This window comes from Streptomyces sp. NPDC007084, assembly GCF_040703595.1.
Taxonomy (GTDB): Bacteria; Actinomycetota; Actinomycetes; order Streptomycetales; family Streptomycetaceae; genus Streptomyces.
Map to the genome: position 1 here is coordinate 1 of NZ_JBEYFY010000007.1, position 11,804 is coordinate 11,804.

An 11,804-nucleotide genomic window follows, 5' to 3' on the forward strand; every position below is an offset into this window, starting at 1 on the left:
CGCGGGGCCGCGCGCCCGTCGCGCCGGGCCGCATGCCTCTGGCGCGGGGCCGCACGCCCGGTAGCGCGGGGGTCAGGCCGGGTCCGAGTCGGGTCCAGCGCCGGGAGGCGGGTCTGCCCGGGCCGTACGCCGCTCACCTCGGTTGCTCGCGGCCCCTGTGCCGGCCGGCTCCCGGCGTCATGTGCGACCGGGCCCTGACGCGGAGACGTGCCGGTGCGGCAGGACCCTGCGCCACTGCTCCCGCCCGCCCCCGGGGTCCGCCCCCTCGCCCCCACGCCCAACCGGGCGCGCCCCGCCGGGCGTTGGGATGCACGGCGGGGCGGGGGTGGGGGCGCGTCGGCTTCGGAGGGGGCTCAGGTGCCGGCCAGCGGCATGGTCGCCGCGACGAGTTGGCCGTTGGCCGCCGCCTTGTCGAGGGCGTCGCGCAGCAGGTCCTCGCGGGGCTGCCGGCCGATCGAGCCGACCGGCGCGGCGAACAGCAGCACCTGCTGGTGCTTGTTGGCGGCGGCGCGCCAACTGTCGGCGACCTGGAGCGCCTGGTGCGCCTGCCACCAGGCGACGGGGGAGCCGCCGCCGGTGCCCGGCTGGAGCACGGCGTGGAGCTGGCCCATGGCGAGCAGGACGGACCAGCCGTGCAGCACCGGCGGCACCGCGTTCAGCTCGGTCACCGGCATGAAGCCCTGCTCGATCAGCAGCGGCAGGAAGTCGTCGCCGATGTCGGTGGACCCGGGGCGCACGATCGGGCCGGTCGGCTCGACCACGAGCGCCGGGTGCAGGTCGCCGTTGATCAGCACGAGTCCGCTGGTCACCCCGAGCACGGCCTGCTCGGGCGCGGCGTCGGCGGGAGCGCCGTCGGGGTGGATCGAGCGGACGGCGCCCTGCAGTTGCTCCTCGGTGACCTGCACGACCTGGGAGGGCAGGCAGGTGGCGTGGGCGAACGCGAGGACGGCGGTCTCGTCGCCGATGAACAGGACCGTGCTGGTGCGCTCCTGTTCCGAGTCGCCCGGGGTGCGGCACGACGTGCAGTCGTAACTGCCGGGGGCGTTCTCTCCGGCGAGCAGCCGGTCGGCTTCTTCGTCGCCGATCTCGGCGCGTACGTCGTCGCTGACGTCGAGCATGCGCGGCACGGTGGCTCCTCGGGATGCGGTGCGTGGCGGTGCCGGGAGGCGCCCGGCCCATGAACCCGGGGGTTCCCGGCTCATGAAGATGACAACGGGCGATCTGTGGCCGGAGTCACGCTCGGGAGCGAACGGAATCGAACCAACCGACGCCCAGGGTGAAATGACCGCCGGAATCGGTCACTCCCCGTCAACTTCTGTCAGTACGAAGGAAGTTGAACGGGTGAAGTAAGTCACAGGTCGTCAGGGTGACAGGTCGACAAATCACGAAATCGGCGCATGAAAGGGGTGGCCGAAAATCGACGATACCCCCGGTAACAGTGAACTGGCCTCGAATGACAGGGAATTGGTTGATACCAGGCGCCCCGCTCCATAGATTCCTCCGCCGTGTGCACAGAGCACCGCCCGGGAACGTCCGCCGGCCGATCGAGCACGACCGCACCACAGCACGACCGCACCACAGCACGGCCTCCGGCGGACGGGGCGGAGCGCGACGAACGCGTCCTATGCGCGGCACGTCGCGCCCCGCCTTGGGGGACCCCGGGTGTTCGGAGAGGGAACTACATGTCCGCATGTGCCGATAACGCTCACGGCAACAACTCCAAGGCCCGTCCCGCGAACAAGACGCGCACGACGGCGGTTCTCGCCGGGGCGGCCCTGCTGGCCCCGCTCGGGGTGCTCGCCGCGAGCGGCGACGCCGGCGCGGCCGACGGTGGAGTCTGGGACCGTATCGCTCAGTGTGAGAGCGGCGGCAACTGGCACATCAACACCGGCAACGGCTACTACGGAGGACTCCAGTTCTCCGCCGGCACCTGGCGTGCCTACGGCGGTACGGCCTACGCGCCGACCGCCGCCCAGGCCTCCAGGAGCGCGCAGATCGCCGTCGCCGGCAAGGTCCAGCGAGCGCAGGGATGGGGTGCCTGGCCGGTCTGCTCGGCCCGCGCGGGCGCCTATGGCAGCGCGCCCGCCTCATCGGCCGGGAGCACGGCCACCAAGAGGCCGGCGGCGAAGCCGGCACCGAAGCCGGCGGCCGGGTCCACGGTGAAGTCCGCCCCGGCGAAGGCGCCGGAGCGTCCCGCGGGCCACGTCAACCGAGGTTCGTCCCGTGGTGACTACACCGTCCGGGCGGGCGACACCCTGAGTGTCATCGCCGCCCGGCACGGGACCACCTGGCGGAAGATCTACGCGGCCAACCAGGCCGTCATCGGCGGCGATCCCGACCTGATCGTGCCCGGCCAGCGGCTCGACATCTGAGCCACGCGCCCACGCGCCCACGCGCCGCTTGCGGGGCCCCGCCCGGTCGTCCGACCGGGTGGGGCCCTGGGCGTGCCGGGCGCGGCTGGACGGGCCCACCGGCCGGGCTGCTTAGCGTGGCCCGATGTCTCCCATGTCGAACAGGTGCACCCCGCCGACCTCCAGGACCCTGCCCACGGCCGGGGCCCCGCGCCCGGCCAGGACCGCACCCGTGGCCAGGCCCCTGCCGACGGTGCCGAGCGGGCCCGCCCGGTACGCGGCCGTAGTCGCCGTCGCCGCCGCGCTGGCCGCCCTCGTCCCGCAGGACGCGTTCGCCGCCCCGCCGCCCCCGCGGCCGCGATCCCTGTCCGCGAGCGTCTCCTACGCCTGCGCGGCCGACGGCTGGCCCTGGGGCTGCATCGCCGACTGCGAGAGCAGTGGCCGCTGGAACGCGAACACCGGGAACGGCTTCTACGGCGGCCTCCAGTTCTGGCAGCCCACCTGGAAGGAGTTCGGCGGCCTCGCCTACGCCGCGCGGGCCGATCTCGCCACCCGCGCCGAGCAGATCAAGGTCGCCGAGAAGGTACTCGCCGTCCAGGGGTGGGAGGCCTGGCCCGCCTGCTCGAAGAAGTACAGCCTGCGGGGCCGCGCGCACATCGTGAAGAGCGGCGACACCCTGTCCTCGATCGCCCGCAAGTACGCGATCGCGGGCGGCTGGCAGGCCCTCTACGAGGCCAACAAGAAGACGATCGGGGCCAGTCCGGACAGGCTGAACCCGGGCACGCTGCTCACCCTCCCGAAGGCGGGCGGCGGCACCCGGGCCCTGGAGCCCGCCGGGTTCGGCCCACCCGTCACCTCCGCCGGTCCGGGCTCCAGAAACCACGCTCGGCCGCCTCTCCGCTGAAGACGACCGCGCCCCGGCTCAGTTCGTGGACGTAGGCGGTCCGGGCCGCCCGCCCGCGCAGCGCCGGTGGCAGCCGCTGCTCGGCCACGACCACGCACGCGTCGAGTGCGCCGAGCAACTCGTACGTGCGTGCCGCGACCGCCGGTGACATGCCCTGGGCGGGCTCGTCGACGAGCAGGACGCGGGCGCGGGCCAGCAGGGCGCGGGAGACGGCGAGCATGCGCCGCTCCCCGCCGGAGAGGGTGCCCGCGCGGCGGCCGAGCAGCGGTGCCAGTTGCGGATACGCGTCCAGGGCGGGGGCGAGGGAGGGTCCCGCCAGCTCCAGATTCTCCGCGACGGTCAGCGAGCCGAACACGGCCCGGCGTTCGGGCACCAGGCGCAGTCCGCGCCGGGCGCGCTCGAACACGGGCAGGCGGGTCACGTCGGCGCCGTCCCAGACGACGGCGCCCCCGGACAGGGGGAGCGTTCCGGCCAGCGCCCGCAAGGCCGTCGTACGACCGGAGCCGTTGCGGCCCAGCAGCACGGTGAGGCCGGGGCCCGGCGCCACCAGGGTCACGCCGTGCAGGGCTTCCAGCGGGCCGTAGCGCACCCGCGCCTGGCGCAGGGCGATGCCGCTCGCCTGGCTCATCCGCCGGCCCTCCTCTTCAGAACGCGGCCGGCGGGCCCCGACGTCACGATCCGGCCCGCCGCCATCACATGGACGGTGTGCGCCAGACCGGCGACCAGATCGAGGTTGTGCTCCACCACCAGGACCGCCATGCCGTCGGCGGCCAGCGCCCGCAGCACCCGGGCCAGGGCGGTCACTTCCCCGCCGTCGAGTCCGGCCGCGGGTTCGTCGAGCAGCAGCACGCGGGGGTTTCCGGCGAGGGCCCGGGCCAGTTCGACGCGGCGCAGCGTGCCGGTCGGCAGCTCGGACGCGGGGCGCGAGCGCACCGGCCCGTCCAGCCCGAGCAGCCGCAACGCCCGGTCCACCGAGGCGGGATCGGGCCGCCGTCCGTGCTCGGCGCCGACCCGTACGTTCCCGGCCACGCTCAACGACGGGAAGACGGCCAGTTCCTGAAAGGTCCGGGCGATCCCCAGCCGCGTCCGCGCGTACGCCGGGAGCCCGCCGATGTCCCGCTCCCCGAGCAGCACCTGACCGCCCGAGGGGCGCAGCGTGCCGGCGAGACAGTGGAACAAGGTGCTCTTGCCCGCCCCGTTGGGCCCCACCACCGCGGTGACCCGCCCTGGCCGGACATCCAGGGAGACCCCGTCGAGCGCGACGAAGCCGCCGTAGGCGACTCGGAGCCGACGGGCGGACAGCGGGGGAGGGGGAGGAGAGGAGGGGCGGAGGGTGATGGGAGGGGAGGGCGGCTCCGTCCCGGCGGGGAGCGAGGGGGCCGGGAGTGCGTGCCTCGTGGTCGACCGGGAGGGGCTCGCCGCCGGCACAGCTCCGGACGGTCCCCTTTCCGGCGCGGACGTTCCCGCCCGGCGCGACTGCTCCGTCGCCGCGAGCCGTCGTCGGACCCGCAGGCCCAGAGGTGTGAGCGTCGCCGGGCGACGCGGGCGGGTCGGCGCCGCGCGCAACGCCTCGTGGGGGCCGTCGGGGAAGTGGCCCGCGGCGATGGCCAGCACGCCCACCACGGCCGCTGCCAGTCCGCCGCGGGTGCCCGCGTCGAGGCCCACCAGCAGGGCCGCGGCGGCGAGCGCGCCCAGCATGCTGTCGGCGCCGAGCACGACGACCGCGGCGAACCAGAGCAGCCCGCGCACCGGGTCGTACGCGTCGGCGTCGAAGGCGCGGACGCCCATGCCGAGCATGCCGCCGCCGAGCGCGGCCAGCGCCGCGCCGGCGACGAACGCGGCCAGTTTCAGGGCCGGCACCGGGACCCCCGCCGCCGATGCGCCCGCCTCGTGATCGCGCAGGGCGGCCAGTGCCCGGCCCGTGCGGCCCCGGCGCAGACCGTGCACCGCGCACAACGCGAGCGCCAGCAGGGCGAGTTCGAGCAGGTAGTAAGCGTGGTCGCCGTCGAAGCCCGCCGGGCGGTCAAGGGACAGGCCCGACACGGCGTAGGGCTGCGCGAAGACGAACCGGCTGACGCCGACGCCCACCGCGAAGGTGGCCGCCGCGAGCGCCAGGCCGTGCCGGCGGATGGCCGGCCACCCGGTCAGCAGACCGAGCGGCGCCACCAGCGCCACCGCCACCGCGAGCGCGGCCAGTTCGGGCAGCCGGGGGAAGCCGGGAAGGCGACCCGCCGCGAGCAGCGCCGTGAACAGGGCACCCAGACCGGCGTACGCGGACTGGCCCAGCGAGATCTGGCCGCCGCGCCCGGTGACGACGACCAGGGACAGCAGGACGACCCCGAGCGCGGGCACCTGCACCGAGGTGTGCAGGTCCGAGCCCGCGAAGCCGAGCGGCAGCAGGAACAGCACCGCCGCGACGGCCCAGGTCCCCGGCGGCGCCGGTACGCGGGCCCTCGCCGGCCGGGGGAGGGCGTCGCGGCCCCCGATACCGGGCAGGACGAGGGCCGCGACCAGCAGGGCGACCACGAAGAGGTTGGCACCGACGGCCTGGAGCAGCGGCTCCGCCGCGCCCGGGGGACGCAGCCGGGTCAACTGGCTCTGGGCGACACCGATACCGAGGGCGGCCACGACGGCTACCGGCAGGCTCCGCATCCGGGCGGCGACCGCGACCGCCATCACCTCCATCACGAGCAGCGGCATGCCGTACGGGTCGAGCCGCACGTACGGAGCGAGGAGCACGCCCGTGAGGCCCGCCGTGAACGAGCCGAACGCCCAGCCGGCCGCCGCCACTCGGTCGGCGTCCACGCCTCCGAGCACCGCCAGCGGCCGGTCGTCGACGACGGCCCGCAGCTCCGTGCCGAACCGCGTCCGCCGGGTCACCGCGCCGACGCCCACCGCCAGCGCGCCGGCGACCGCCAGTTGGCCCCACGGGTCCGCCGAGACCAGCACCGGGGCGTCGGCCCGCGCTCCCGGCCCCCACACCAGCGCCGCCCCGCCGACCAGCAGCACGAAGACGCCGATGGAGGCGACGAGGGTGCGCGCCGGGTCGCCGCCGAGGACGGACAGCGGCCGGAAGACGAAGCGCTCCAGCCCCACGCCGATCACGGGCGCCACGACGAGCAGGGTCACCGAGGCGCCGGCCGCGAGCGGCCAGCCCCACTCGACCGTGAACTGCCGCAGCAGGTAGGCGCAGACCATCGCGATCGCGCCGTGCGCGAGGTTGACGACGCCGGTGGAGCGGTGCGTGACGACCAGCCCGATCCCGGTGAGCGCGGCGGCCCCGCCGACCGAGAGGCCGGCGAGGGTGAGGTCGTACGTCAGCGACGCCATCAGGCGTCCGGACCGCCGGTGCCGCCGCCGGTCCCCGTCCCGCCATCCGCTCCCGGCCCGCCGCCGGTCCCCGTCCCTCCGGCTGTTCCCGGGCCGTTGCCGATTCCGGTGCCGCCGCCGGTGCCCCTACCGGTCTGTCCGTCGGGGGAGGGCCGCTCGACGAGCGGCTCGGCGGGTCCGGCGACGCGTGCGGACGGCGGCTCGGCGGCGGACGTAGGCGGCTCGGACTGCCGCGCGGGGGTGGGGAGTTCGTCGTCCGCGTCCGGTTCGCAGATCGGGCAGGGGCCGAGGTCGCCGCCGGTCAGGGCGTGCGAGTCGACGGGGACCGCCTCCGGTTTCCCGGCGACCAGAGGGCAGTCCGCGCGGTGGTACAGGGTGCCGCCGGGCACCATCAGGAGATCACCGGCGACCGCGAGGGGAGCGGACGCCGCCCGCGCCGACTCCTCGGCCTCCGCCGCGCCCGAGGCCACGAGCAGCCCGTACAACTCCTCGACACGGGACCCGGCCGACGCGCTCCTGCCCTGCGCGACCAGCACCGCCCCCGCGACGATCAGCGCGGCGCCGGGCACGGTGCACGAGGCGAGATAGGGGAGTTGGCGTTCCGCGTACCGCTCGCCGGAAACGCCGTACCAGCCGATGACACACAGCACGGCGCCGGCCGCGAGCGCGGCCCAGCCGGCCCACAGGACGGGGCGCACGGTCCCCGGGACGGGCCGCACGGTCCGCAGTCGAGCTGTCCGCATCCGGACTCCCCCACGTCGTGTGTCTGTCCATGTGAGCCGATGGCTTGCACTATGCCTTCTGGAAGCTGACCCTGAAAGCGCCGGGCGCACACCGCCCGGACCGACACCCGGCGGTGAGCCACGATGGTTCTCGGGAGCGACCCAAGGCGGCTGCGCGGCAGGGGAGTCGCGGCGACGGCGGTTCTCGTCCTCGCCGCCGCCCTCACGGCCTGCGGCGACGACAGCGGCGGAGCGAGCACGTCGGCGCCCACCCCCTCCGTGGAACGGACCGGCGGCGCCGGCCCGAGCGCCACCGCTCCGGCCGACCCCGCCGCGGCGGAGGCCCAGGTGCGGGAGAACTGGGAGAAGTTCTTCGATCCCGGCGTCGGCACCAAGGACAAGCGGGCCGTCCTGGAGAACGGCGACCGGATGGCCCCGGTGCTCAAGGGCTTCAACGGCGACCGGCGCGGCCAGGAGGTGCGGGCGAAGGTGGAGAAGGTCGAGTTCACCTCACCGGCCGCGGCGAACGTGACGTACACCCTGACCCTCAAGGGCGCCACCGCGCTGCCGGACGCCGCCGGGACGGCCGTCGAACAGGACGGCACCTGGAAGGTCTCCGTCAACACCCTGTGCGCCCTGGTCAAGTTGAGCGGCGACCCGTCGTCCAGCGCCGCCCCGGGCTGCTGAGCTGCGGTGCGCCGCACAGCCGCCGGGGCCGCCGTCGCGGGACTGCTGCTCCTGCTCGGCACGGCCTGCGGCAGCCGGCTGCCCGAGAGCGACTTCGGGCACCGCGCCACGACCGCGCCCGCCCCGAGCGCCGGACCGGTCCGCGTCGGGATCGTCACCAGCGCCACCAGCCCCGTCGGCGGCTCCGCGTTCACCGGACCGCGCGACGGGGCGATCGCCTACTTCGACCGGCTCAACGCGCGCGGCGGCATCGCCGGGCGGCGCGTCGAGGTGAGGCTGTGCGACGACGGCGGCAGCGGGGTCGGCAACAACGCGTGCGTGCACCGGCTGATCGACGAGGACAAGGTCATCGCCCTCGTCGCCACCACCGTCCTCGACTACGCGGGCGCCTCCCGTGTCTCCCGCGCGGGCGTGCCCGACATCGGCGGCCAGCCCATCGGGCCCGCCTACGACACCTATCCGCACCTCTACGGGATCTACGGCAGCCTCGCGCCCCGGGACGGTACGCCCGGCTGGGGCGGGAAGCTGTACGGCGGCACCGAGGTCTACCGCTACTTCAAGCGCGTCCACGGCGCCCGTACCGCCGCCGTCGTCTCCTACAACCAGTCCGCCTCCGCCGCCTACGCCCGTCTCGTCACCCAGGGGCTCAAGGCCGAGGGCTACCGGGTCGTCCCCGAGCAGGTCGACTTCGCGCTGCCCAACTTCCGTGCCGTCGCCGCCGATCTCAAGGAGCGGGGCGCCGACCTCGTCTTCGACGCCATCGACAGTCACGGCAACGCCCGGCTCTGCCAGGCCATGGACCAGGTCGGCGCGCACGTCGTCGCCAAGGTCACCAACGTCCAGAACTGGACGTCCACCGTCCCGCAGGACTACAAGGACTCGCCGCGCTGCCGTAACGCCCTGTGGGTCACCGGGGCCAGTCGTGACTACGAGGATGTCTCGAACGCGGCCGTGCGGGAGTTCCGGGATGCGACGAAGGGGCTCAAGACGCACTCGCAGTGGCAGTTGGAGGGGTGGGTGGCCGCGGGGTGGTTCGTGGCGGCGGCTCGGGGTTGTGCGGGCGGCGAGGTCACCCGGGGGTGTGTCGACTCCTTCATGAGCCGGGGTGAGCCGTACACCGGCGGGGGGTTGCTGCTTCCCGTCACGTACGAGCGGCTGCGTGAGCCTCCGGTGTCGCGGCGGGCCTGCCTGTCCGTCGCCCGGTGGCGGGACGGCCGTGGCTGGGTGCCCCAGGGGGACATGAACCGGACCTGTTTCCGGGTCCCGCAACTGGGCTACCGCCCGTAAGGTTCTTCGCCCCCTCCGCCCCTTCCCGTCCCGTTGCGGGGGCGCTGCCCCCGGACCCCCACTCCTCAATCGCCGGAGGGGCTGAAGATTCTCAGCCCGTCCGGCGATTGAGGACGAGGCCGTTCAGACCGAAGCGGGGGTCTGGTAGCCGCCGCCGGTGCCCCTGGAGCGGGCCGCCGAGCGGATCACGGGGACGCCGTAGCGGGGGAGCGGTGGGCGGAGAGAGCCCGCGGGGGTTGTGTGTCGGAACCGTGTATTTCCGCTGTGGGGTCGGGCGGTGCCGAGGGGGGAGAGGTGGCCGTGGAATCCCGGCGGGCCGGAATGAAAAGACGCGGCCGAACACCGGTTCACGTACATTCCGGCGGGCCTATTTCGGATGCTTCGCCGAAGACTCCGAATTGCGTTCGAAGGCGTTCGGAACACGGCGCGTGATCCACGCGGGCGGCCCGGAGTTCGGCCGAAACGCGTGTCGTGATCCTGTGACAGAGATGTGACCGGAGGGGGACGAGTGACGCACGGTCGCCGTCCGGGCTTCCACCGCCGGGTCGCGGAGCCTAACGTGGCGGTCATGGCACCCAATCACCCCGCACGCCTAGAGCCCCAGGAAAGCCCGGAGAGCTACGTCGGACTGGAGGCGAGCCGCGCCGAGGAGCGCGCCCGGGAGCACGGCTGGTCCTCGGTGCGCTCGCTGCCGCCCGGTTCCGTCATCACCATGGAGTACCTCGTGGGACGGCTGAACTTCGAGGTCGAGGACGGCACGGTCCTCCGCTGCTGGAAGGGCTGAGCGCCCGACGGGACCCATGACACGCGCCCGACGGGACCCAGACACGCGAAGGCCCCCGGCTCGGTTGAGCCGGGGGCCTTCGCGGTGCGAGGAGGTGCGAGGAGGTGCGGGGAGCGGGTGTGCGTACCGGCCCCGCCGTCCTCGGCCGTACCGGCCCCGCCGTCCCGGCCATACCGGGTCCGGCCGTACTGGGTCCCGCCGTACCGGGTCCCGCCGTCCTCAGCCGCCCGTCAGGGGGCGGGCCGAGGTGGTCGTCGTGGCCGCGCGCGCCACACGGTCGGCGTGCGGCGGCCGGCGGCTGCCCGCCGGGGTGACCGGCGTGCGCTCCGAGCGGGTGGTGTGCGGGCCCGGCGCCAGATAGACGGGGGTCCTGGCCGGACGGGACGCGGCGGCGCCCCGGGCCGGCATCTCGCCGCCGTCCGTGGCGGGCGGCTGGGTGGCCATGACCGGTGCGCCGACCGGCGCCGGCGCGGGAGCGGGCGCCGTACCGCCGCGCCGGGCGCGCCAGCGGTCACGGAGCGCGAAGATCCAGGTCTCGGCGCGGGCGATCAGCGGCTCGAACCAGGGCAGCGCCAGCAGGATCAGCAGACCCGCCGCCCAGCCCAGCAGGACGTCGCTCAGCCAGTGCGTCCCCAGGTACACGGTGGTGAGACCGACCCCGAGGGAGGTAACGGCGGACAGGGCCGACAGCCACCGCCTGGCACGCGGAGTGGACGCCAGATAGGCCAGGATTCCCCAGGTCACGACGGCGTTCGCGGTGTGGCCGGAGGGAAATATATCGCCGCCCAGACCCATCTCGTTCGAGCCGATCGTTATGGCGTAGTGCGGACCGAGGCGGCCCATGCCGAGCTTCGCGGCACCGACCGTGATGTTGAGCAGCAGCAGGGAGGTGGCCAGCGTGAGCAGCGGGCGCAGGGTGTGCTGGCGCCAGGAGCGCCAGCCGAGCCACGCCGTGACCATCACGGCGGTGGGGCCGCGCTGGCCGAGCACCACGTAGTAGTCGAGGAAGGCGTGGATCTCCGGCCACTGCTGGTAGGGCCGGAAGAACATGACCTGCCAGTCGAACCGGACCAGCCAGGACGTGACCGAGACGGCCCACACGATGGCCAGGTAGAAGGCCAGGGTCGCCGCGAAGAGGACGACCCTGTGCCGGCTCATCCGGGAGACATCGATGTGGGCCGGCCGTTCCGGCTCACGGTCGAGCCGGGCGAAGACCCGGTCCAGACGGGTGAGGTTTCGTTCGGTACGCACTCAATCGACGTTACAGCGAGTGAGCTGTGGTCCAGGCCGATTCACTCGCTTTGTGATGACGATGTGATGTGGGATTCCTCTCAGGATCATGTTCATTTCCAATGAATCTCTAATCCGGGAACCGTGGAGCCTTCAATTCCTATGGTCTTCCATGGCTTCGGTTATATGGCGCTTGTGTATTCGTTCACCGAATGATGGCGCGGAATTACCCGTACGCTCACCGACCGCACACGGCCGACCGGACCCGGCGGACCGGACGGTCGGCATACGGCCGGGCGTACGGCCATGGCGCAAGACGGCGGCGTACGACGACGGCGTACGACGACGGCGCACGACGACGGCGTACGGCCGTGGCGTACGCCACACTCCCGCCGGGAGAACGTGAGAGGTCCGCCACGTGTCATCGACGGGAACTCGCGTACGCTGGCGCCTCACTCGCCTTTGTTGCGTGGGCCCGGGATATCCCGCTCTCCGGGCCGCAGCCCCAG

9 protein-coding genes and 1 pseudogene are annotated in these 11,804 nt (G+C 74.0%); 5 read left to right on the forward strand and 5 right to left on the reverse strand.

Annotated features, from left to right (window positions below):
- Positions 1-353: 353 nt before the first annotated feature.
- Complete coding sequence (locus AB0912_RS08715; protein ID WP_366697225.1) at positions 354-1,127, reverse strand: hypothetical protein; 774 nt, start codon at positions 1,125-1,127, stop codon at positions 354-356.
- A gap of 555 nt (positions 1,128-1,682) precedes the next feature.
- Between AB0912_RS08715 and AB0912_RS08720 the strand changes: the two genes are divergently transcribed.
- Positions 1,683-2,372, forward strand: a complete 690-nt coding sequence (locus tag AB0912_RS08720; protein WP_366697226.1) for a transglycosylase family protein — start codon at positions 1,683-1,685, stop codon at positions 2,370-2,372.
- Positions 2,373-2,583: 211 nt separating this feature from the next.
- Complete coding sequence (locus AB0912_RS08725; protein ID WP_366697227.1) at positions 2,584-3,255, forward strand: transglycosylase family protein; 672 nt, start codon at positions 2,584-2,586, stop codon at positions 3,253-3,255.
- Here AB0912_RS08725 and AB0912_RS08730 read toward each other — a convergent pair.
- The 3 genes and pseudogenes from AB0912_RS08730 to AB0912_RS08740 all read right to left on the reverse strand — a co-directional run.
- Positions 3,203-3,883 carry an ATP-binding cassette domain-containing protein gene (locus tag AB0912_RS08730; RefSeq protein WP_366697228.1) on the reverse strand — a complete coding sequence of 227 codons (681 nt, stop codon included), beginning with the start codon at positions 3,881-3,883 and terminating at the stop codon, positions 3,203-3,205. The two genes, AB0912_RS08725 and AB0912_RS08730, sit on opposite strands and share 53 nt — an antisense overlap.
- The gene (locus AB0912_RS08735; RefSeq protein WP_366697229.1) at positions 3,880-6,585 is read right to left on the reverse strand and encodes an ATP-binding cassette domain-containing protein; all 2,706 of its coding nucleotides are present in this window, start codon (positions 6,583-6,585) and stop codon (positions 3,880-3,882) included. The genes AB0912_RS08730 and AB0912_RS08735 overlap by 4 nt, the downstream gene beginning before the upstream one ends.
- 251 nt (positions 6,586-6,836) lie before the next feature.
- Positions 6,837-7,328: pseudogene (locus AB0912_RS08740) on the reverse strand (hypothetical protein); the annotation flags it as partial.
- Between the two features lie 123 nt (positions 7,329-7,451).
- Here AB0912_RS08740 and AB0912_RS08745 point away from each other — a divergent pair.
- The 3 genes from AB0912_RS08745 (at position 7,452) to AB0912_RS08755 (ending at position 10,065) form a co-directional block, all read left to right on the forward strand.
- Entirely contained in the window at positions 7,452-7,994 is a 543-nt protein-coding gene (locus AB0912_RS08745; RefSeq protein WP_366697230.1) for a hypothetical protein, read from the forward strand.
- Positions 7,995-8,000: 6 nt separating this feature from the next.
- Complete coding sequence (locus AB0912_RS08750; RefSeq protein WP_366697231.1) at positions 8,001-9,281, forward strand: ABC transporter substrate-binding protein; 1,281 nt, start codon at positions 8,001-8,003, stop codon at positions 9,279-9,281.
- A gap of 568 nt (positions 9,282-9,849) precedes the next feature.
- Positions 9,850-10,065: an I78 family peptidase inhibitor gene (locus AB0912_RS08755; RefSeq protein ID WP_366697232.1), complete on the forward strand. Its 216-nt coding sequence runs from the start codon at positions 9,850-9,852 to the stop codon at positions 10,063-10,065.
- A gap of 219 nt (positions 10,066-10,284) precedes the next feature.
- On the opposite strand, the gene AB0912_RS08760 is transcribed toward AB0912_RS08755, so the two are convergent.
- A complete protein-coding gene (locus tag AB0912_RS08760; RefSeq protein WP_366697233.1) occupies positions 10,285-11,316 on the reverse strand; it encodes a phosphatase PAP2 family protein in 1,032 nt (343 codons plus the stop codon).
- Positions 11,317-11,804 lie beyond the last annotated feature (488 nt).

Excerpts from the sequence above, each read along its gene's own strand:
- AB0912_RS08745 (WP_366697230.1), top strand. The coding sequence starts at position 7,452 with ATGGTTCTCGGGAGCGACCCAAGGCGGCTGCGCGGCAGGGGAGTCGCG.
- AB0912_RS08735 (WP_366697229.1), bottom strand. The coding sequence starts at position 6,585 with ATGGCGTCGCTGACGTACGACCTCACCCTCGCCGGCCTCTCGGTCGGC.
- AB0912_RS08720 (WP_366697226.1), top strand. The coding sequence starts at position 1,683 with ATGTCCGCATGTGCCGATAACGCTCACGGCAACAACTCCAAGGCCCGT.
- AB0912_RS08730 (WP_366697228.1), bottom strand. The coding sequence starts at position 3,883 with ATGAGCCAGGCGAGCGGCATCGCCCTGCGCCAGGCGCGGGTGCGCTAC.
- AB0912_RS08755 (WP_366697232.1), top strand. The coding sequence starts at position 9,850 with ATGGCACCCAATCACCCCGCACGCCTAGAGCCCCAGGAAAGCCCGGAG.